General features: G+C 34.3%; 13 protein-coding genes, 2 tRNA genes and 2 rRNA genes (1 of these 17 only partly in view). 11 read left to right on the top strand and 6 right to left on the bottom strand.

What is annotated here, in order from left to right; translation table 11 throughout:
* Nucleotides 1-7: 7 nt before the first annotated feature.
* A complete protein-coding gene (locus APS56_RS16580) occupies nucleotides 8-2,245 on the bottom strand; it encodes a cytochrome c3 family protein (protein ID WP_054730996.1) in 2,238 nt (745 codons plus the stop codon).
* Between the two features lie 109 nt (nucleotides 2,246-2,354).
* Nucleotides 2,355-2,588: a hypothetical protein gene (locus APS56_RS16585; RefSeq protein WP_054730998.1), complete on the bottom strand. Its 234-nt coding sequence runs from the start codon at nucleotides 2,586-2,588 to the stop codon at nucleotides 2,355-2,357.
* A gap of 183 nt (nucleotides 2,589-2,771) precedes the next feature.
* On the opposite strand from APS56_RS16585, the gene APS56_RS16590 reads away from it, so the two are divergent.
* The 7 genes from APS56_RS16590 to APS56_RS16620 all read left to right on the top strand — a co-directional run bounded on the left by APS56_RS16590 (nucleotide 2,772) and on the right by APS56_RS16620 (nucleotide 14,993).
* Nucleotides 2,772-4,727, top strand: coding sequence for a peptidylprolyl isomerase (locus tag APS56_RS16590; RefSeq protein WP_054731000.1), 1,956 nt, complete (start codon nucleotides 2,772-2,774; stop codon nucleotides 4,725-4,727).
* 6 nt (nucleotides 4,728-4,733) lie between these two features.
* Nucleotides 4,734-5,585, top strand: coding sequence for a peptidyl-prolyl cis-trans isomerase (locus APS56_RS16595; protein ID WP_432416451.1), 852 nt, complete (start codon nucleotides 4,734-4,736; stop codon nucleotides 5,583-5,585).
* Nucleotides 5,548-6,999, top strand: a complete 1,452-nt coding sequence (locus tag APS56_RS16600) for a foldase protein PrsA (RefSeq protein WP_054731003.1) — start codon at nucleotides 5,548-5,550, stop codon at nucleotides 6,997-6,999. The genes APS56_RS16595 and APS56_RS16600 overlap by 38 nt, the downstream gene beginning before the upstream one ends.
* A 6-nt stretch (nucleotides 7,000-7,005) precedes the next feature.
* Nucleotides 7,006-7,959, top strand: coding sequence for an AAA family ATPase (locus tag APS56_RS16605; RefSeq protein WP_054731005.1), 954 nt, complete (start codon nucleotides 7,006-7,008; stop codon nucleotides 7,957-7,959).
* 402 nt (nucleotides 7,960-8,361) lie between these two features.
* Nucleotides 8,362-11,139 (top strand): bifunctional aconitate hydratase 2/2-methylisocitrate dehydratase, encoded by a 2,778-nt coding sequence (locus tag APS56_RS16610; protein ID WP_054731007.1) that lies wholly within the window; start codon nucleotides 8,362-8,364, stop codon nucleotides 11,137-11,139.
* Between the two features lie 142 nt (nucleotides 11,140-11,281).
* The gene (locus tag APS56_RS16615) at nucleotides 11,282-13,552 is read left to right on the top strand and encodes an aconitate hydratase (RefSeq protein WP_054731010.1); all 2,271 of its coding nucleotides are present in this window, start codon (nucleotides 11,282-11,284) and stop codon (nucleotides 13,550-13,552) included.
* 286 nt (nucleotides 13,553-13,838) lie between these two features.
* Nucleotides 13,839-14,993, top strand: a complete 1,155-nt coding sequence (locus APS56_RS16620; protein ID WP_054731012.1) for a carboxylate--amine ligase — start codon at nucleotides 13,839-13,841, stop codon at nucleotides 14,991-14,993.
* A 100-nt stretch (nucleotides 14,994-15,093) separates the two neighbouring features.
* Here the strand turns inward: APS56_RS16620 and rplT are convergent, their stop codons facing one another.
* The 4 genes from rplT to thrS all read right to left on the bottom strand — a co-directional run bounded on the left by rplT (nucleotide 15,094) and on the right by thrS (nucleotide 18,363).
* Nucleotides 15,094-15,438, bottom strand: a complete 345-nt coding sequence (gene rplT / locus APS56_RS16625; RefSeq protein ID WP_054731014.1) for a 50S ribosomal protein L20 — start codon at nucleotides 15,436-15,438, stop codon at nucleotides 15,094-15,096.
* Between the two features lie 102 nt (nucleotides 15,439-15,540).
* Nucleotides 15,541-15,738: a 50S ribosomal protein L35 gene (gene rpmI / locus APS56_RS16630; RefSeq protein WP_054731016.1), complete on the bottom strand. Its 198-nt coding sequence runs from the start codon at nucleotides 15,736-15,738 to the stop codon at nucleotides 15,541-15,543.
* A gap of 115 nt (nucleotides 15,739-15,853) precedes the next feature.
* Nucleotides 15,854-16,399 carry a translation initiation factor IF-3 gene (gene infC, locus APS56_RS16635; protein WP_257720181.1) on the bottom strand — a complete coding sequence of 182 codons (546 nt, stop codon included), beginning with the start codon at nucleotides 16,397-16,399 and terminating at the stop codon, nucleotides 15,854-15,856.
* Between the two features lie 29 nt (nucleotides 16,400-16,428).
* On the bottom strand, nucleotides 16,429-18,363 hold the full coding sequence (gene thrS, locus APS56_RS16640; protein ID WP_054731020.1) for a threonine--tRNA ligase: 1,935 nt from the start codon (nucleotides 18,361-18,363) through the stop codon (nucleotides 16,429-16,431).
* A gap of 939 nt (nucleotides 18,364-19,302) precedes the next feature.
* Between thrS and APS56_RS16645 the strand changes: the two genes are divergently transcribed.
* The 4 genes from APS56_RS16645 to APS56_RS16660 all read left to right on the top strand — a co-directional run.
* Nucleotides 19,303-20,818, top strand: a 16S ribosomal RNA gene (locus tag APS56_RS16645).
* Between the two features lie 88 nt (nucleotides 20,819-20,906).
* A tRNA-Ile gene (locus tag APS56_RS16650) sits at nucleotides 20,907-20,980 on the top strand.
* A gap of 79 nt (nucleotides 20,981-21,059) precedes the next feature.
* Nucleotides 21,060-21,133, top strand: a tRNA-Ala gene (locus tag APS56_RS16655).
* Between the two features lie 222 nt (nucleotides 21,134-21,355).
* Nucleotides 21,356-22,328, top strand: a 23S ribosomal RNA gene (locus APS56_RS16660); it runs 1,847 nt beyond the window's last position.
* The 16S and 23S rRNA genes sit together here with 2 tRNA genes alongside, the layout of an rRNA operon.

The following is a 22,328-nucleotide window of genomic DNA, read 5'->3' on the forward strand; positions in this document are numbered from 1 at the left end:
CATCAAATTATTGTAGACTTTGTAATATTTGTTGATAGTTAGCATTGTGAGGTGCTAATTGTATCAATTTAGAACAGGTGTTGTAAGCTGCAACGTGCTGTTTTAGGTTCATTTCAGCAATAAGTTTTACGTATAAAAGATTTTCATTATCAGGAAAAATACTTAAAGCTTTATTGATAACTTCAATCGATTTTTGATTCATGTTTTCCGCTTGAAGTTTTAAGGCGTAATTATAGAAAGCTCTAATATTAATTGGCTTTTTATTGCTTGCTATTTCAAGATACTTTAAAGCATTTTTAGAATCTCCAATTTCATTATATAAAAGCCCGAGCATATAGTAAGAATCTCCATAATCAGGTTCTTGCTCAATGACCTTAAGATACAATTCTATAACCTCTTCAGTGTTTCCTTGTTTATAAAGCAATAAGGCTAAATTCATTCGGGAAATATTTAGCCAGTTATCCATTTTTATAGCCTTTCTATAGGCTTTAATAGCCAAATCTATTTCTCCTTTGGTTTCATGATAGATGCCTATTTGGTGTTGTCCTGTTGCAAAATCGGCATCCATATCCATTTGTTCAAAAAACTCTTTTTCAGCTTCAATATATGAATTGTTATTGCTCATATCAGCACCAATGCTATTGAAATATCTTACTGCAGAAATCCGTACTAATCTAACAGGATCTCTTAATAATGGTTCTATATCAGCATACCGACTTTGGTCGTTTATTTTTTCAAACGAGCGCACCGCTTCATTTCTAACAAGAATGGAAGGATCGTTTAAAAAACGTCTTAAACCATTAATTTCATCTGGTGATAGCTGATTGTTTGTATATTGATTTAAGGCAGTTGCTCTTGCTATTTCAGGATATTTTTCTTCTGATATTAAGGTATGAAAAGCATTTTGATTGCCTTCATAACCAGCCAATAGGTAGTTTGAAAAATGATCAGGTCGTTGGGTGCCATATTTGGAATTAATAAAGTCACTAGCCCATTCAGGGGTTTTGTCTTCATGGCAACCGTTACAGGCATTAGGTGTGCCATATTTAACCGTTTGGTCTGGTCGGGGGTTTCTAAAACTATGGTCACGTCTAAAATCATTGCCCATGTAAAACCTACCAGTCATATGACAATTAATACATTGTGCTCCTTCTGTATTTGGTTGGTGGTAATGATGCGAAGAACTATCATATGTGTCTGCAACATGACACGTTACACAAAGATTATTTCCTGTTTGTTTTAGTTGCAAGGAATGTGCATCGTGACAGTCAGTACATTTCACACCGCTGTGATACATTTTACTTTGTACAAAGGAGCCATAAACATAATCTTCATCTTTTATCTGACCATCTAATTCATAAGTTGGGTAAGTGTATAAACTAGGGGTATAATGGTCTAAAAAATGTCCTTCATAATCAAATTTTTTGGTAATCTGACCTCTTCTAGAATGGCATCGTGCACATTTTTGAACTAAATCTTTTGAAGTTTCATTATTACTCATGTACAGTTTTGGTGGTGTGGCACCTTCTATGGGGTTTTCATAAAATTCTACATGACTGCTAGCAGGACCGTGGCAAGCTTCACAACTTACATTTATTTCACTATATGTGGTATTGTATACATTGTTAGTTGAATTATAATTTTTTTCAAGGTTTGTAGAATGACAATCAGCACAGGCCGTATTCCATCGCATTGCTCCACCTGTCCAGTTGATCCATTCTCCATGTGCTAATTCTAAATTAGGCTGCAAATGAAACCATAAGTTTTTTTCAGTGTCCCAAGCTGTAATTAAACATTGGTAAGCTCCATTAGGAAATTTAACAATGTATTGTTGTAAAGGTGTAACACCGTACGTGTAAATAATTTTATAATCTTGATACTCACCATTTTCATCGGCGGTATTTACATAAAAATCACCATCTTTTTTGAAGAATTTACTTGTAACTCCTTGAAATGTAAAGCTTGTGTTGTTAAAATCAGCAAGTATGGTTGTGGAATCAGCAATTTTCATTGCCTGATCGTGGTGTGAATCTTTCCATGTAGTGTATTCGGTTTGATGACAATCAATACAAGCCTCCTTGCCAACAAATGTGGAGTGTCCTGTTTGTTTATGAACAGTGGTTTTTGGAGCATACTCCTTGTTTTTACAACCTAAAATGACCACAAAGCATAATATATAGATTCCATTTTTTAAATGGTTAAGTGGATATGGGCTTTTATAATTGTTGCTTTTATGAGAGTGCATTAGGTGTGATTTGAAAATTTGTATTTATGAAAAATAATAAACTCTAAAATTAGGTATTCTGTTAGAATAAAAAACAAAGTTATATCATAGTTTATGTCTCTTTTTTTTATTAAGAATATACTTGTCCGCGATGTGGTTTTAAAGCATCTCTAATTGGTTTCATAATTTTTTCTTCAACCACTAAAAAAGCAATAGAGTGTACCTCACTTAAATCTTCAACTCCAGTAATAATTATTGGCAGTTGTTCAGCTATTATGTATTCTTTTAAATGAATTTCATGGTGTTTTGCAATTTTATGAGCGTCGGGACCACGAAAGTCCCAAATTAGTTTTAGTTTGCGCATTGTTATTTTATAGTGTAAGGAGTCAAGCAAATATAAAGGTTTCAAAAAGGAAATGTCATAAATTTCAGTTCAAAATAGTATGAAAGATTCATACTTATTTTTTATTTTAATCGTTAATTAATGGAACTTGCATTATAGGTATATATTACTATTTTTGCAATAATTGAATAATAATTTTATTAGATGACATTTAAATATTCCCTCACGTTTATTTTAATACTTTTTTTATCGCATATTAATGCACAAAAAACAGAAGATTTAGTACTTTTTACCGTTGATGGTACTCCTGTTTATACGTCAGAGTTTTTGAGAGTTTATAATAAAAACATAGATTTAGTTCAAGACGAATCTCAAAAAGATGTAGATGGTTATTTAACTCTTTTTACTAATTATAAACTAAAATTAAAAGAAGCAAAAGCATTAGGGCTTGATGAAAATCCGAGTTATTTAAGAGAATTGGAGACTTATAAAAAACAATTATCCAAAAGTTTTTTAACAGATAATCAGGTTACAGACGCTTTGGTAAAAGAGGCTTACAATAGAGTCTCTAAGGAGGTAAAGGCAAATCATATTTTAGTAAGAGTTTCAGAAAATGCTAGTCCTAAAGATACTTTAGAGGCATATAATAAAGCGCTAAAGTTACGTAATCGAACTTTAGAAGAAGGTTTTGAAAACGTTAGAAAAGAAGTACACAACGGACAAACTATTTTTGGAGAAGAGTTGGGGTATTTTACAGGTTTTAAAATGGTTTATGATTTTGAAAACGCAGCGTTTAATACTAAAGTTAACGAGATTTCAATGCCCTTTAGAACCCGATTTGGGTATCATTTCATTAAAGTGTTTGATGTAAGAAACTCCAGAGGTGAAGTTACCGTAGCTCATATTATGATTGGTAAGCAGCAGAAAGGAACTACTGCAGGGACACCAGAAAGTAGAATTCAAGATATTTATAAAAAACTACAACAAGGTGAAGATTTTGAATCCTTAGCAAAACAATTTTCAGATGATAAAAGTTCATCTGAAAAAGGAGGGGTACTTTCTCCTTTTTCAGGAGGACAGTTAAGTTCGCAGGAATTTGAAGACGCTGCTTTTAGTTTAAACGAAGTTGGTGATATATCAAAACCTATACAGTCAAAATTTGGTTGGCACATTATAAAGTTACTCAATAAAAGACCTATACCAGCTTTTGAAGAAATGAAGTCTGAATTAGAAGCAAAAGTAAAGCGGGACGAGCGTTCTAAATTAATTGATGATGCGTTGTTCTTAAAACTTAGAAAGCAATATAATATAGATAATGCCCAACCAGAATTAGATTATTTTGTGTCAATTTTAAATGATGATTATTACAAAAGAGCTTGGACGCTTCCTGCTGATTTTGATAATAATAAGCCTTTGGTTAAAATTAACGACAGGCAGCTAACGTATAAAGATTTTGGTAGTTTTTTATTAGAAAGCCAAGGTAATATTACATCTAAAACAACTTATGATATTTTAGTTTCTAAGCAATACGAAACATTTTTGAATAAGAATTTGGTTAAGTACCAAGAAGACAACTTAGAAAATGACAATCCAGATTTTGCTCATATTTTAAGTGAATATAGAGATGGCTTGCTATTGTTTGATTTAATGGAAACTACAATCTGGAATGTTGCAAAAACAGATTCTACAGATATTCAGAATTTTTATGAAAATCATAAAAAGGATTATACCTTTCCAAAGCGTATTGAAGGTGTTGTGGCGTCTTCAGCAAATAAAAAAGTAGCAAAAAAAGTAGGCAAGCTTTTAGAAAAAAAAATGACTCCAGAACAAATTAAGAAATTAGTTAATAATAATGGAGAAGTGAATATAATTTTTACCTCAGGAATCATGGATAGTAAGCATCAAGCATTGCCTCCAAAATATAAATTTGAAAAGGGAATATCAAAAATTTATAATTATAATAACTCTTACATTGTAGTGCAAGCAAATGATGTGCTCGCAGAAACACAAAAAACTTTCGAAGAGGCCAAAGGTAGTGTGAGTAGTGATTATCAAGTATATAAAGAAAATAACTGGTTGGCTACTTTAAAAGAAAAATATAAAGTCACTATCAATCAAGAGGCATTAAACGCGGTTAGAGCGCAAATTAAAAATCAATAAGTGCAAATTAAAAATCATATATTTTTAGTTCTTTTAGTAGTCGTTGTAAATTCTTGTGATTTTTATAAAGAGACTGACGACCGTGTTCCTGTAGCACGTGTAAATGATTCTTATTTATATCAAGATGATTTAATAAAATTAGTCTCCGAAAGCACTACAAAAGAAGATAGTACGCTCATGGTTCAAAGTTTTATTAACCGTTGGGCAACACAACAATTGTTAGTAGATGGTGCTTTGTTGAATTTAAGTGAAACAAAACAGGCTGAGTTTAGTAAATTAGTTGAGCAATATAAAAACGATTTATATACCAAAGCTTATATTGAAGCTTTAGTGAAAAAAAACTTAGACACAGCTGTAAACAAAGAAGAGGCAGAAGCCTATTATGAACAAAATAAAGAAGTGTTTAAATTAAATGAAGAACTCATTAAATTACGTTATGTTCATGTAGATGAAAATATTATTGATTTTCAGGATATTAAAACTAGGTTTCAAAGATTTAATAATGCAGATAAAAAACAATTAGATTCCATTGCTATACAATTTAAATCATATTCTTTAAATGATTCTATTTGGGTAAAAGTAAGTCAAGTTATAACTAAAATTCCTGCGGTTACTATAGAAAATAAAAATGAACTGTTAAAAAAATCTAATTTTATACAGCTCAAAGATTCATTAGGAGTATATTTGATGCAAATTAATGATGTGTTATTGCGTCAAGACACAGCGCCTTTGGAGTACGTAAAACCTACAATAAACCAAATAGTCATTAATAAAAGAAAATTGGAGCTTATCCGAGAGTTAGAAAAAGATATTACTAAAGATGCTATTAAAAATAAACAATTTGAAATATATAATTAATTTGAAACAATTAGTCGTTTTTATCGCAACATTACTGTTTGTTAATGTTACTATTGCACAAGAAATTATTGAAGACGAAGTTAAGGAAGAGGTGAAAACAGTAGATAGTGTTGGTGCTTTCAAGGCTAAAAAGGTAGATGGTGTAGCAGCAGTTGTAGGTGATTATATCATTTTAGATTCTGATATAGATAAAGCTTTTGTGCAATTAGAGGCTTCAGGTGTTAATACTTCAGACATTCCACCTTGCCAATTGTTTGGGAAACTATTAGAAGATAAATTGTATGCTCACCATGCCATTCAAGACAGTATTATAGTGTCTCCTGCTGAAGTTAGAAATAGTGTTGATTATCAGATTGGTGAATTCTTACAGCAGGTAAATGGAGATATGGATAGGCTTTTAAAGTTTTATAAAAAGGATGATGAAGCCAGTTTGAGAGAAGAAATGTCTGAAATTAATAAAGCACAAATGCTGGCCCAAAGAATGCAAGCTAAAATTGTTGAAGAGGTTGAAGTTACACCCGAAGAAGTACGCGAGTATTTTAACAAAATACCTAAAGACGAACGGCCAATATTTGGAACAGAATTAAAAGTGGCTCAAATTGTAGCAGAACCAAAAATATCTGATGAAGAAAAACAAAAAGTCATTGATAGACTAAAAAGTTTTAAAGCAGATGTTATAGAAAATGGTGCTAGTTTTAGATCTAAAGTTGTTTTATATGGAGAGGATCCAGGCTTGAAACAATCAGGTTACATCTATACGCTTGATAGAAAAAAGCCAAAGATGGTGAAAGAATTCAGGCAAGTGGCATTTTCACTTCAAGAAGGTGAGATATCAGAACCTTTTGAAACTGATTTTGGTTTTCATATCATTCATTTGGTAAAGATACGAGGACAATTGTACGATGTGAGTCATATTCTTATTAGACCCAAAGTGTCAGATGAAGCTATAGCAGAAGCAAAAGAACGTCTTAATAAAATCAGACAGCGTATTGTTGATGGAGATATCTCTTTTGCGGATGCTGCTCGTGAAGCTAGTGATGAAAAAGAAACTAAAAACGATGGAGGGCAACTTATTAACCCACATACACAAGATTATAATTTTGAATTAACAAGAATGGATACAGAATTGTATTCTCAAATTCAAAATTTAAAAGATAATGAGGTTAGTCTTGTTTTAAAAGAAGAAGATAGAATTGGAACTGTAAAGTTTAAGATCATTAAAGTAACCGACAGGATTGATGAGCACGAAGCAGATTACGCTAGAGATTATCTAAAAATTAAAGAGCAGGCTGTTAAAGAAAAGCAACTAAAAGCCATAGAAAAATGGCAAGCCGAAAAAATCATGGACACTTATATTAAAATAAGTGAAGCTCATAGAGACTGCGATTTTACAAGTAATTGGTTGAAAAAATAAAAATATATGTCTGACGTAGCTGCTATAAAACAGTTTGTAAATAAATATAAAGATTTAAAGAGCGAGATTGCTAAAATTATTGTAGGGCAAGACGATGTTGTTAATCAAATATTGATTTCTGTTTTTTCTGGTGGACATGCTTTACTTATTGGTGTTCCTGGGTTGGCAAAAACCTTAATGGTAAATACCATTGCTCAAGCTTTAGGACTTGATTTTAAACGTATACAATTTACTCCAGATTTAATGCCAAGTGATATACTTGGTAGTGAAATTTTGGATGAAGACCGTCATTTTAAATTTATTAAAGGACCTATTTTTTCCAATATTATCTTAGCGGATGAAATTAACAGAACACCACCAAAAACCCAAGCGGCATTATTGGAAGCTATGCAGGAAAGATCGGTTACTGTTGCAGGACATCATTATAAATTAAACCTGCCATATTTTGTGTTAGCAACTCAAAATCCCATCGAACAAGAAGGTACCTATCCGTTACCAGAAGCTCAGTTAGATCGTTTTATGTTTGCTATTAATTTAGATTACCCATCTTTTGAGGAAGAGGTGCAGGTGGTAAAATCTACTACTACAGATAATAAAGAAGCTGTAAATGCTTTGTTTTCAGCTAAAGAGATTGTTGGTTTACAGCACCTAATCCGTCGTATTCCAGTTGCAGACAATGTCATTGAGTATGCCGTATCCATGGTTGGAAAAACAAGGCCCAATGGAGAAAAAGCAACAGATTTAGTAAAACAGTATATCGATTGGGGAGCTGGACCTAGAGCATCTCAAAATCTTATATTGGCAGCCAAAACACATGCTGCCATAAATGGAAAATTCTCTCCAGATATTGAAAATGTACAGGCTGTAGCTCATGGTATTTTAAGGCATAGAATCATTAAAAACTACAAAGCAGAAGCAGAGGGAGTTTCTGAAGAGCAAATTATTAAAAGCTTGTTTTAATAAATTTTTTCTTTTTATTTTTTTTGAGTTTACAGTGGAAATACGTTGTATTTAACTAAGGTATATTTATTTGTTATTTTACAAGTGTTTATGTTTAGAATGTGTAGTAAAAATAATTTAGAAACTTAATAGATTTAAGGAATAAAATTAGATTTTTATTGTTATTTAATTGAATAATTATCAGGTTTATTGATAATTTGATAATAAAAAGACAATCAAATAAATAAATAATGCTACTATAATAATAAACTATGGTTACTTGTTGTATTGCTTGGTTTCTTTTTAAAACTTTGCTTTAATTTTTTTATGTTTGTAAACTTTAAAAAAATCAACTTTAAATTAAATATTTGGCATTGAATTTAGTGATTCAATCCAATTTAACATCGAAATGAATTCTATTATATGAACACTTACAAAGATTACATCCAGGAGATCGAAGAACGGAAAGCTCTGGGACTTCATCCAAAACCAATTGATGGCGCTGAATTGTTAAGCGAAATTATTGCTCAAATTAAAGATTTAAAGAACCAATATAGAGAAGATTCTCTAAACTTTTTTATCTATAATGTTTTACCTGGAACTACGAGTGCTGCTGGTGTAAAAGCTAAGTTTCTAAAAGAGATTATTTTGGGAGAATCAGTTGTTGAAGAAATTACACCTGCGTTTGCTTTAGAACAATTATCACATATGAAGGGAGGACCTTCAGTGGAGGTACTTCTAGATTTAGCTTTAGGATCTGATGTTTCCATAGCCAAACAAGCAGCTGAAGTATTAAAAACACAAGTTTTCTTATACGAGGCGGATACTGATCGTCTTGAAGAAGCATATAAAAGTGGGAATACCATTGCTAAAGATATTATAGAAAGTTATGCGAAAGCAGAATTTTTTACAAAGCTTCCTGATGTTGAAGAAGAAATAAAAGTAGTAACTTTTATTGCTGGGGTTGGTGATATTTCTACAGATTTATTGTCACCAGGAGGTGATGCACATTCTCGATCTGATAGAGAGTTACATGGTCAGTGTATTTTTGAACACAACAAAGATATGCAAAAAGCGCTTTTAGCTTTAAAAGAAGCGCATCCAGATAAGCGTGTGATGCTAATTGCAGAAAAAGGAACTATGGGAGTAGGGTCATCCAGAATGTCTGGAGTTAATAATGTGGCTTTATGGACAGGTATTAAGGCAAGTCCTTATGTACCGTTTATCAATATTGCCCCAGTAATTGCTGGGACAAATGGTATTTCTCCAATTTTTTTGACCACTGTAGGTGTAACTGGAGGGATAGGTTTAGACCTTAAAAACTGGGTGCAGAAAAAAGATGCTGAAGGAAATACAGTGAGAGATGCAGATGGAGAGCCAGTATTAGAAGAAATGTATTCCGTTAAAACAGGTACGGTTCTTACCATTAATACTAAAGAGAAAAAACTTTATAATGGCAACACCGTACTAAAAGATATTTCTGCTGCATTTACACCACAAAAAGTGGAATTCATGAAAGCAGGTGGTTCTTATGCGGTGGTTTTCGGTAAAAAACTACAAACTTTTGCAGCTAAAACTTTAGGAATTGAAATGCCTCAGGTTTATGCCGCTTCAAAAGAAATTTCTATTGAAGGACAAGGTTTAACAGCTGTAGAAAAAATATTCAATAAAAATGCGGTTGGAACAACGCCTGGCAAAGTGTTGCATGCAGGGTCTGATGTTCGTGTAGAGGTTAACATTGTAGGTTCTCAAGATACCACAGGTTTAATGACATCCCAAGAATTAGAGATGATGGCGGCTACCGTTATTTCTCCAATTGTTGATGGTGCTTACCAATCAGGTTGTCATACTGCTTCTGTTTGGGATGATAAGTCTAAGGCTAATATACCAAGGTTAATGAAGTTTATGAATGATTTTGGTTTGATTACAGCACGCGACCCTAAAGGGAAATACCATGCTATGACTGATGTTATTCATAAAGTTTTGAATGATATTACTGTAGGTGATTGGGATATCATTATTGGGGGAGATTCACATACGCGTATGTCTAAGGGTGTTGCTTTTGGAGCAGATTCAGGAACCGTTGCTTTGGCGTTGGCTACTGGTGAAGCTACCATGCCGATTCCACAATCTGTAAAAGTTACTTTTAAGGGTGATATGAAATCTTATATGGATTTTCGTGATGTGGTACATGCTACACAACAACAAATGCTTAAGCAGTTTGGAGGTGAAAACGTATTCCAAGGAAGAATCATCGAGGTACATATTGGAACATTAACCGCAGATCAAGCTTTTACATTTACAGACTGGACAGCAGAAATGAAGGCAAAAGCTTCTATTTGTATTTCTGAAGACGAGACGTTAATAGAATCTTTAGAAATAGCAAAAAGCCGTATCCAAATCATGATTGATAAAGGAATGGATAATGCTAATCAAGTTCTTAAAGGTTTAGTAGATAAAGCAAATACAAGAATAACAGAACTTAAAACAGGTATTAAGCCATCTTTAAGGCCTGATGCTAATGCTAAATATTATGCAGAAGTAGCTATTGATTTAGATGAAATAGCAGAACCAATGATTGCTGATCCAGATGTGAATAATGACGATGTATCAAAACGTTACACGCACGATACAATTCGCCCATTATCTTATTATGGAGGTACTAAAAAAGTAGACCTAGGTTTTGTAGGCTCTTGTATGGTGCATAAAGGAGATATGAAAATTTTGGCCCAAATGTTGAAAAATATTGAGGCGCAACAAGGTAAAGTGGAGTTTAAAGCACCATTAGTTGTTGCTCCTCCAACATATAATATTGTTGATGAGTTGAAAGCTGAAGGTGATTGGGATGTTTTGGTGAAGTATTCAGGTTTTGAATTTGATGATAATGCACCAAAAGGATTAGCACGAACTAAATATGAAAACATGCTTTATTTAGAGCGCCCAGGATGTAATTTATGCATGGGGAATCAAGAAAAAGCTGAGCCAGGAGATACTGTTATGGCAACATCTACTCGTTTATTTCAAGGTCGAGTTGTAAAAGATTCTGGGGAGAAAAAAGGAGAGTCTTTATTATCCTCTACACCCGTGGTAGTATTGTCTACGGTTTTAGGGAGAACCCCTACTATGGCTGAATATGAAGCAGCTGTTGATGGTATTGTTTTAACTAAATTTAAACCCTCTCAAAAAGAATTAGTTAGATAATTAAGTGTTAAATACTAATATTTTACAATCCCGAGTTTTTCACTCGGGATTTTTTATGCTTTCAATTTGATAAACCACTTTTATAGTCTTTCTTTATTTTGTATCTTAGTTAACTTATATAATAAATATTAAAATATATTCTATGGCATTTGACATCAATATGATAAAAGGGGTTTATTCCAAAATGGCAGAACGTGTTAATAAAGCACGTGAAATTGTCGGAAAACCACTAACACTTTCTGAAAAAATATTATACTCTCATTTGTGGGATGGAGCACCTGTGGAAGCATTTGAAAGAGGTAAAGACTATGTAGATTTTGCTCCAGATAGAATTGCTTGTCAGGATGCAACAGCTCAAATGGCTTTGTTGCAATTTATGCAAGCAGGAAAAACAAAAGTAGCTGTTCCAACGACGGTTCATTGTGACCATTTGATTCAAGCGAAGGAAGGTGCAACTACAGATTTAAAACATGCTAATAGTGTAAGCAGCGAAGTTTTTGATTTTTTAGAATCTGTATCCAATAAATATGGTATTGGTTTCTGGAAACCAGGAGCAGGGATTATACACCAAGTAGTTTTAGAAAACTATGCATTTCCAGGAGGTATGATGATTGGAACTGATTCTCATACTGTAAATGCAGGCGGTTTAGGTATGGTTGCCATCGGTGTTGGTGGAGCAGATGCAGTTGATGTTATGGCTGGAATGGCTTGGGAATTAAAATTCCCTAAATTAATAGGCGTGAGGTTAACAGGAAAACTGTCTGGTTGGACGGCACCAAAAGATGTTATACTAAAAGTGGCTGAAATTTTAACTGTAAAAGGAGGAACTGGAGCTATTGTTGAATATTTTGGACCTGGAGCTACATCAATGTCATGCACTGGAAAAGGTACTATTTGTAATATGGGGGCTGAAATAGGAGCTACTACTTCTACATTTGGTTATGATGAATCTATGGAGCGTTATTTACGCGCTACAGAAAGAGCTGATGTTGCAGATGCGGCCAATACAGTGAAAGAGCATTTAACAGCAGATGCTGAGGTGTATGCTAATCCTGAACAGTATTTTGATGAAGTTATAGATATTAATTTGACTGAATTAGGACCGCTTTTAAACGGACCGTTTACTCCAGATTTGTCAACAGAAGTAGGTGTACCAATGTCAGAAAAAGCAAAAGCAAATGATTGGCCTCTTGTAGTAGAGTGGGGCTTAATAGGGTCATGTACCAATTCATCTTATGAAGATTTGTCTCGAGCATCATCAATTGCTCAGCAAGCTTTGGATAAAGGGTTGAAAATGAAAGCAGAATTAGGTATTAATCCAGGTTCAGAACAAGTGCGGTATACAGCAGAACGCGATGGTATTCTTAAAGTATTTGAAAAATTAGATGCAAAAATATTTACAAATGCTTGTGGACCATGTATCGGGCAATGGGCAAGATATAACGATCCTAAAAATGCTCCAAAAAACAGTATTGTTCATTCATTTAATAGAAATTTTGCTAAGCGTGCTGATGGCAATCCAAATACACATGCATTTGTGGCATCACCTGAATTAACAGCAGCTATAGCTATAGCTGGTCGTTTGGATTTTAATCCAATGAAAGATAAGTTAATTAATGAAGAAGGACAAGAGGTTATGTTTGAAGAACCACAAGGTTGGGAATTACCTCCTAAAGGTTTTGAAGTGAAAGATAACGGATATTTAGCTCCTGAAGCTGATGGTAGTCACGTTCAAGTTTCAGTTAAAGACGATTCAGAGCGGTTACAATTATTAACACCTTTTGAGCCGATAGGAAACTCTATAACAGGTGCTAAATTATTAATTAAAGCTTTTGGTAAATGCACAACTGATCATATTTCCATGGCAGGCCCTTGGTTGCGTTTTCGTGGACATTTGGATAATATTGCTAATAATACATTAATTGGTGCTGTTAATGCTTTCAATCAAAAAACAAACTTTGTTAAAAATCAATTAACAGGAGATTATGGAGGAGTACCAGATGTACAACGCGAATATAAAAGAGCAGGTATAAAAACCATTGTTGTTGGAGACCATAATTATGGAGAAGGATCTTCTCGTGAGCATGCAGCTATGCAACCAAGATTCTTAGGTGTCGCTGCTGTTATTGTAAAATCGTTTGCACGTATTCATGAAACAAACCTTAAAAAGCAGGGATTGTTAGGACTTACTTTTGATAATGAAGCAGATTATGATTTAATTCAAGAAAATGATACATTTAATTTTATTGATTTGAATGAATTTGCTCCTAATAAATCATTAATGCTTGAAATAGTTCATGAAGATGGAAGTAAGAATACTATTAAATTGAATCATACTTATAATGCTGCACAAATAGCATGGTATAATGAAGGCTCTGCATTAAATTTAATTAAAAAGCAGAATACTAAATAGTTGTTTTAAAACTAATCTAATAATTTATACCAAATAGATTAACATAATTTAAAAGTCCAGTTATTAAACTGGACTTTTTATATTTTTAAATCAATAGGTGTAAAAGATATAAGTAGTAAATAACTTACTAAGTTATCATTTTCATTATTACTAAAGCAAAAAAAACAGTTTATGAGTTTAATTTGTTCGATAATCAGCTTATTTTAACACTCATAAAGTGTTTTTTTCTTTTTTAAGGTAAAATATTATAATATCTTCGTTGTAATGGGAAAGTTATATAAATTTTATGAGATTAAATGTTTTAATTCCTGATGGAGAAAGCCATTTGTTAATTTATGTGGTAAATAGTTTGTCGCGAATCCGGGGTATAAAAATCTTTATTCTTTCCAATGAAAGGTTTCCTTCAATGCGCTATTCCAGACATATTTATCATTTTTCTTATTTCCCAAAAACACTGGATGCTAACAACTGGATTGATAATATTAATAAGGAAACAGAGGCTCATAATATTGATTTAATAATGCCAATATGTGAACATGGTATTGAAATGCTTTTAAAGCATAAAGATCAATTATTATTTAAAGATAAGTTATGCTTATTGCCCGATTATAAATGTTTTATGACTGCTAATAATAAATGGAATTTAGTAGAACATTTATCAATTAATAATATACCGTTTCCAAAAACTATTTTGTTTTCAAAGTATGATTCTTTAAAGTTTGATCACTTAAGTTTTCCGGTTATAGTGAAACCTATTTTAGAATCAGGTGGGGGAGAAGGGGTACATTTATTTGATAGTAAAGAAGAATTACAAAACTATTTATTAAATAATAAACAATTAGTGAATAAGCTAATTATTCAAAAGTATGTTACAGGTTATGATATAGGTTGTAGTGTTTTGTGTAAATCTGGTTCTATTTTGGCATTCACTATACAAAAAGCAACAATGGCTAATTCAAAGCCATTTGGACCTTTATTAGGAGCAAAGTTTGTCTATGATGAAGATTTATATAAAACCATTGAAAACTTGATGAAATCACTTAATTGGTCAGGCGTATCACATATAGATTTACGTTATGATATGACTACTAAAGAATTCAAAGTCATAGAGATAAATGCTAGGTATTGGGGATCTTTAGACGCCTCTTTAATTGCTGGAATTAACTTTCCCAATCTTTACTGTTTAGCTAGTTTAAATAAAACCTTTGATTCTCCAGAGTACAGATTTATAGATTATTTAAATTTAAAAGGGCTATTTAAGAGTTTTAAGAAGAATATATTTTTAATATTTAACTTTAAGTTTATTTTGAGTCATACACCAGTTGTTTACGCTATTTATGACCCTTTACCAACTATAGTTAAATATTCTACTTACTCTAAAAATATTCTTGCAGGTAAAGTTAAAAATCTGTTTAAAAGTCATCCAAAAGTATTAAACTAAGCTTTACAGTTTTTCTATAATAATGTATAAAAAAAATCCGACTCTTTCGAATCGGATTTTTTATTAAGCGAATAATATGTTTTACAATAGGCGAAACGCCTTATTTTACTTTCTCTATTACAGCTTTAAAAGCTTCAGGGTTGTTCATAGCTAAATCTGCTAAAACCTTACGGTTTAATTCGATATCATTAGCTTTTAATTTCCCCATAAATTGAGAATAGGATAAACCATGTTCTCTGGCACCAGCGTTAATACGCGTGATCCATAGGGCACGGAATGTTCTCTTTTTTGCTCTACGGTCTCTGTACGAATATTGCATCGCTTTATCAACCGCATTTTTAGCTACTGTCCAAACGTTTTTACGTCTTCCAAAGTAACCTTTTGCTTGTTTAAGCACCTTTTTTCTTCGGGCTCTTTTTGCTACAGAATTTACTGATCTTGGCATAATTTTAAATGTGTTTTGTAGTAGGCGGCCGATAAAAATCGACACTTTTTAGCTTTGCCTAACTCCAGGGTTTATAATTTGTTTTAACCGGTTAAATAGATATTACTTTAAACGTAGCATCAATTTAACATTAGCTTCGTCTGACTTATCTACTAAGGTATCATGAGTCAGTGCTAACTTACGCTTTTTAGACTTCTTTGTTAAGATGTGACTCTTAAAAGCATGTTTTCTTTTGATTTTACCAGTACCTGTAAGCTTAAAACGCTTTTTAGCACTAGATTTTGTTTTCATTTTAGGCATTTTTTTCTCCTAGTTTTAATTATTTCGCTTAATTATTTTTAACGCCTTTTGGGCATATTTTAAATGTAATCTCAGCTTTAATTTTTTTATAACGGTAAACTGAGTGTAGCCAGAGCTATTTTCTTGGAGTAATAAACATAGTCATACGTTTACCTTCCAACCTTGGCATTTGTTCTACTTTTCCAAGTTCTTCTAAATCTTGAGCCAATTTTAATAATAAAATTTGGCCCTGTTCTTTAAATATTATTGATCGTCCTTTAAAAAACACAAATGCTTTAAGTTTAGCTCCTTCTTTTAAGAACTTTTCGGCATGTTTCTTTTTAAATTCGTAATCATGGTCATCTGTTTGAGGACCAAAACGAATTTCTTTAACAATCACTTTAGTCGCTTTGGACTTGATGGCTTTATCACGCTTCTTTTGTTCATAAAGAAATTTTTTATAATCCATAACTTTACAAACGGGAGGGTCTGCATTAGGCGAAATCTCCACAAGATCCAACTCTTGTTCGTTTGCAATTCTCATAGCATCACCTTTGGTATAAATACCAATTTCTATGTTGTCTCCAACAAGGCGTACTTTTTGCGCTGTAATTTTAGAGTTAATTTTGTGTTTATCCTCTTGTGAAACCCTTCTGGGTTGCTGTCTTCTTCTAATTGCTATGGCTTTATGTTTTTAAGTTAAACTTATTTTTAAAACGATTTTAACGTTTTGCTAATTTCCTTTTTTATAATTTTTGAAAATTCTTCAACAGAAATCATTCCCAAATCTTCTCCACCATGCTGACGCACAGATATTTTGTTTTCTTGTTCTTCTTGCTCGCCAATGATAATCATATAGGGGTGTTTTTGCATTTCTGCCTCTCTAATTTTCTTACCTATGGTCTCATTTCTATGATCAACGAGGGCGCGAATTTCGTCATTTTCTAACAAATTTAAAACTTTTTCAGAGTATTTTTCATATTTCTCACTAATTGATAATATAATAGTTTGAACGGGTATAAGCCAAAGTGGGAAATTTCCTCCTGTATGTTCTAATAATAATGCAACAAAACGTTCCATACTTCCAAATGGAGCACGGTGAATCATTATGGGTCTATGGAGTTCATTATCACTACCTTTATAGGTTAAATCAAAACGCTCTGGAAGGTTGTAATCTACTTGAATTGTACCTAATTGCCAACGTCTTCCTAAAGCATCTTTTACCATAAAATCTAATTTTGGTCCGTAAAATGCTGCTTCACCTGTTTCAATGACAAAATCTAAACCTTTATCTGTCGCTGCATTTATTATAGCCTGTTCTGCTTTTTCCCAATTAGCAACATCACCTATATATTTATCTGGGTTTTCAGGATCGCGAACAGAAACCTGAGCTGTGAAATTTTCAAACCCTAAAGATCCAAATACATAAAGTACTAAATCAATAACATCTTTAAACTCTTTATCCAATTGCTCGGGCATACAAAATATATGAGCATCATCTTGGGTAAAACCTCTAACACGAGTTAACCCATGTAATTCACCACTTTGTTCATATCTATATACGGTACCAAATTCTGCATAACGTTTAGGTAAATCTTTATAACTCCATTGTGAACTATTGTAAATTTCACAATGATGTGGACAGTTCATAGGTTTTAATAAAAACTCTTCGTCATCTTTTGGGGTTTTTATGGGTTGAAAACTATCTTCCCCATATTTAGCATAATGACCAGACGTCACATAAAGTTCTTTTTGACCAATATGAGGTGTTACGACCATTTCATAACCTGCTTTTTTTTGTGCAATTTTTAAAAAGTTTTCTAAGCGTTCGCGTAAAGCAGCACCTTTAGGTAGCCATAAAGGTAAACCTTGTCCAACCTTTTTTGAAAAAGTAAAAAGTTCTAATTCTTTTCCTAATTTTCTATGGTCTCGCTTTTTAGCTTCTTCAAGCATTTCTAAATACTCGGTTAATTCTTTTTGTTTAGGAAAAGAAATACCATAAACACGAGTTAATTGCGGGTTTTTCTCATTGCCTCTCCAATAAGCACCTGCTACACTCAATATTTTTACAGCTTTAATAATTCCTGTGTTAGGAATATGACCACCACGACATAAGTCAGTAAACGTAGAGTGGTCACAAAAAGTAATAGTACCGTCTTCTAAATTTTCAATTAATTCTGTTTTGTAAGGATTGCTCTCATATAATGATAAAGCTTCTGCTTTTGTAGCAGATCGCATTTTAAAATCATGTTTTCCACGAGCAATCTCTATCATTTTGTTTTCAATACTCTTAAAATCTTTTTCAGAAACGGTTGCTTCTCCAAAATCTACATCATAATAAAACCCGTTTTCAATAGCAGGACCAATGGTTAGTTTAGCATTAGGATACAATTCCTCAATAGCTTGAGCTAAAACGTGAGCAGAACTATGCCAAAAAGCGGTTTTCCCTTCGGTATTATTCCAGGTATACAAAATTAGTGAGCCATCTTTGGTTAAAGGTGTTACTGTTTCAACTGTGGTACCATTAAAGTTTGCTGAAATTACATTTCTAGCAAAACCCTCGCTAATACTTTTTGCAACATCCATTGGAGTTACGTTTTGGTCAAACGTTCTTACGCTGCCATCAGGTAATGTTATGTGTATCATTAAATAAAATTAAATTCAGGATGCAAAGATAATAGTATAAATAAACACATCCAATATATCTGTAGGTATAATTTTAATGTATGTAAAATATAGGCTTAGTTATTTTTTTTGTAAAATTTATCAAAAAACTAAAGCTATTGGCAGGAGATGTTTTTGTAATTTTAACATTCTTATATTTTATGAAGTATATATAGTTTAGTAATTTGAAGTTATTAATCTTAGAATTCACTGATTTTAATTAAGGGATATTGTTTTTCACTTAAGTATAGAGATCGAATAATTAGTAATAAATAGGTTAGAATAGTGTTTTAAATCTATTTTTATGAAGAAGAGATTGTTTATGTGTAATAATTTCAGCAATTATTTTTATTTGTAACTTATTGGTAAATATGGTGTTAAAATAAAGTTATTAAAATAATAATAAAAAAGGCAATAAAAAGTTTGTTTAGGAATAAAAAAGGGTGGTATATTTGCACCCCGCTAAGCAAGGCATTGGCTAAGTGAAGCGGTAAGTTCATCAACAGTTTTAGGTATAAAAAGGGAGTAAAAAAAACTTTTCAAAAAAAACGAAAAAAAACATTGTCAGTTCAAAAAAGGTTGTAGATTTGCAGCCGCTTAAAACAGCAACAGTTGTTGAGGCAAAAAGTTCAGAAACATGTTTTGTTTATTAGTTTTTAAGTTTGAAAAAAACTTTCAAAAAAATATCAAAAAACATTTGTGGATTAAAAAAAGGGTTTTATATTTGCACCCGCTTAGCAAGGAAACGAGTTAAGAAAAGAGAAAACAAGTTCATAAACATATTGAATTGACAGCGTAAGATTTTAATTGGAAACGATTAAAGTCAACAAAGAGAATAGACCATTTTGAGTACTAGAGATTCTGATTAGTTGTTAAAGATGTTGATTATATTTTATAAATATGGTTAACACATAAAAATTAACGATGAAGAGTTTGATCCTGGCTCAGGATGAACGCTAGCGGCAGGCCTAACACATGCAAGTCGAGGGGTAACAGGGAGCTTGCTCCGCTGACGACCGGCGCACGGGTGCGTAACGCGTATACAATCTACCTTTTGCTACGGGATAGCCCAGAGAAATTTGGATTAATACCGCATAGTATATATAGTCCGCATGGGCTTTATATTAAAGGTTACGGCAGAAGATGAGTATGCGTCCTATTAGCTAGTTGGTAAGGTAACGGCTTACCAAGGCAACGATAGGTAGGGGCCCTGAGAGGGGGATCCCCCACACTGGTACTGAGACACGGACCAGACTCCTACGGGAGGCAGCAGTGAGGAATATTGGACAATGGAGGCAACTCTGATCCAGCCATGCCGCGTGCAGGAAGACTGCCCTATGGGTTGTAAACTGCTTTTATACAGGAAGAAACACCTCTACGTGTAGAGACTTGACGGTACTGTAAGAATAAGGATCGGCTAACTCCGTGCCAGCAGCCGCGGTAATACGGAGGATCCAAGCGTTATCCGGAATCATTGGGTTTAAAGGGTCCGTAGGTGGATGATTAAGTCAGGGGTGAAAGTCTGCAGCTCAACTGTAGAATTGCCCTTGATACTGGTTATCTTGAATCATTATGAAGTGGTTAGAATATGTAGTGTAGCGGTGAAATGCATAGATATTACATAGAATACCAATTGCGAAGGCAGATCACTAATAATGTATTGACACTGATGGACGAAAGCGTAGGTAGCGAACGGGATTAGATACCCCGGTAGTCTACGCCGTAAACGATGGATACTAGCTGTTCGGATTTATCTGAGTGGCTAAGCGAAAGTGATAAGTATCCCACCTGGGGAGTACGTTCGCAAGAATGAAACTCAAAGGAATTGACGGGGGCCCGCACAAGCGGTGGAGCATGTGGTTTAATTCGATGATACGCGAGGAACCTTACCAGGGCTTAAATGTAGATTGACAGGTTTAGAGATAGACTTTTCTTCGGACAATTTACAAGGTGCTGCATGGTTGTCGTCAGCTCGTGCCGTGAGGTGTCAGGTTAAGTCCTATAACGAGCGCAACCCCTGTTGTTAGTTGCCAGCGAGTCAAGTCGGGAACTCTAGCAAGACTGCCAGTGCAAACTGTGAGGAAGGTGGGGATGACGTCAAATCATCACGGCCCTTACGTCCTGGGCTACACACGTGCTACAATGGTAGGGACAGAGAGCAGCCACTGGGCGACCAGGAGCGAATCTATAAACCCTATCACAGTTCGGATCGGAGTCTGCAACTCGACTCCGTGAAGCTGGAATCGCTAGTAATCGCATATCAGCCATGATGCGGTGAATACGTTCCCGGGCCTTGTACACACCGCCCGTCAAGCCATGGAAGCTGGGAGTGCCTGAAGTCCGTCACCGCAAGGAGCGGCCTAGGGTAAAATCGGTAACTAGGGCTAAGTCGTAACAAGGTAGCCGTACCGGAAGGTGCGGCTGGAACACCTCCTTTCTAGAGAAAGACGACTAAAAAGTATCATAACTATTACAAAAGATAGTTTATTCTCATTGCTGTTAATTTAAAAATAACAATTTAGTAGAGTCTCATAGCTCAGCTGGTTAGAGCGCTACACTGATAATGTAGAGGTCGGCAGTTCGAGTCTGCCTGAGACTACTAACTACTAAATAAAGGAAATTCTGGAAGTTGGGGTTCACAATTCGAAATTCTGAATTCAAAATTCTGAATTCTAAATGGGGGATTAGCTCAGCTGGCTAGAGCGCCTGCCTTGCACGCAGGAGGTCATCGGTTCGACTCCGATATTCTCCACAACGGCTTAACGTCGTCTACTGATAATTTATCAGTGGCGATTCGCCACACGTTCATTGACATATTGAAAAAAGATACATGAAAATATAAATAGATTTATTCTATGTATATATAATAATAATTGCGATTAATTAGATTCACTACGAGCGATATCTAATTAGTCAAATTTAATTAACGATTACGGTTGTTAATTAATGAAACTCATTAAAAAAGCAAAAAGTACAATAAGCTAAATAAGGGCGCATGGGGAATGCCTAGGCTCTCAGAGGCGATGAAGGACGTGATAAGCTGCGAAAAGCTGCGGGGATCGGCACACACGATTTGATCCGTAGATATCCGAATGGGGCAACCCACTATATTGAAGATATAGTATCCTAAGGGAGGTAAACCCGGAGAACTGAAACATCTAAGTACCCGGAGGAAGAGAAAACAAAAGTGATTCCGTTAGTAGTGGCGAGCGAACGCGGATTAGCCCAAACCGGTGTTGTTACGGCAATACCGGGGTTGTAGGACCACAATATTCGACGCAAGATGAACTAGAACTGTTTGGAAAGACAGGCCATAGACGGTGATAGCCCGGTATAGGTAAAGAATGTTTAGATAGTGGTATCCTGAGTAGTGCGGGGCACGTGAAACCCTGTATGAATCAGTCGGGACCATCCGATAAGGCTAAATACTCCTGAGAGACCGATAGTGAACTAGTACCGTGAGGGAAAGGTGAAAAGAACCCTGAATAAGGGAGTGAAATAGAACCTGAAACCATGCGCTTACAAGCGGTCGGAGCCCTTTGGGGTGACGGCGTGCCTTTTGCATAATGAGCCTACGAGTTACCGTTGCTAGCAAGGTTAAGTGATTAAGTCACGGATCCGTAGCGAAAGCGAGTCTGAATAGGGCGCTTTAGTTAGTAGTGGTAGACGCGAAACCGTGTGATCTACCCATGGGCAGGTTGAAGCTGTAGTAACATACAGTGGAGGACCGAACCGGTTGACGTTGAAAAGTCTTCGGATGACCTGTGGGTAGGGGTGAAAGGCCAATCAAACTCGGAAATAGCTCGTACTCCCCGAAATGCATTTAGGTGCAGCGTTGCAACATAGTTTTATAGAGGTAGAGCTACTGATTGGATGCGGGGGCTTCACCGCCTACCAATTCCTGACAAACTCCGAATGCTATAAAATGTTTTGCAGCAGTGAGGGCA

The sequence above is a fragment of the Pseudalgibacter alginicilyticus genome (genome assembly GCF_001310225.1).
GTDB classification, from domain to species: domain Bacteria; phylum Bacteroidota; class Bacteroidia; order Flavobacteriales; family Flavobacteriaceae; genus Pseudalgibacter; species Pseudalgibacter alginicilyticus.

What these genes read in the sequence shown, in the direction of transcription:
- APS56_RS16580 (WP_054730996.1), bottom strand. Translation starts at nt 2,245, where the DNA reads ATGCACTCTCATAAAAGCAACAATTATAAAAGCCCATATCCACTTAAC.
- APS56_RS16585 (WP_054730998.1), bottom strand. Translation starts at nt 2,588, where the DNA reads ATGCGCAAACTAAAACTAATTTGGGACTTTCGTGGTCCCGACGCTCAT.
- APS56_RS16590 (WP_054731000.1), top strand. Translation starts at nt 2,772, where the DNA reads ATGACATTTAAATATTCCCTCACGTTTATTTTAATACTTTTTTTATCG.
- APS56_RS16600 (WP_054731003.1), top strand. Translation starts at nt 5,548, where the DNA reads ATGCTATTAAAAATAAACAATTTGAAATATATAATTAATTTGAAACAA.
- APS56_RS16605 (WP_054731005.1), top strand. Translation starts at nt 7,006, where the DNA reads ATGTCTGACGTAGCTGCTATAAAACAGTTTGTAAATAAATATAAAGAT.
- APS56_RS16610 (WP_054731007.1), top strand. Translation starts at nt 8,362, where the DNA reads ATGAACACTTACAAAGATTACATCCAGGAGATCGAAGAACGGAAAGCT.
- APS56_RS16615 (WP_054731010.1), top strand. Translation starts at nt 11,282, where the DNA reads ATGGCATTTGACATCAATATGATAAAAGGGGTTTATTCCAAAATGGCA.
- APS56_RS16620 (WP_054731012.1), top strand. Translation starts at nt 13,839, where the DNA reads ATGAGATTAAATGTTTTAATTCCTGATGGAGAAAGCCATTTGTTAATT.
- rplT (WP_054731014.1), bottom strand. Translation starts at nt 15,438, where the DNA reads ATGCCAAGATCAGTAAATTCTGTAGCAAAAAGAGCCCGAAGAAAAAAG.
- rpmI (WP_054731016.1), bottom strand. Translation starts at nt 15,738, where the DNA reads ATGCCTAAAATGAAAACAAAATCTAGTGCTAAAAAGCGTTTTAAGCTT.
- thrS (WP_054731020.1), bottom strand. Translation starts at nt 18,363, where the DNA reads ATGATACACATAACATTACCTGATGGCAGCGTAAGAACGTTTGACCAA.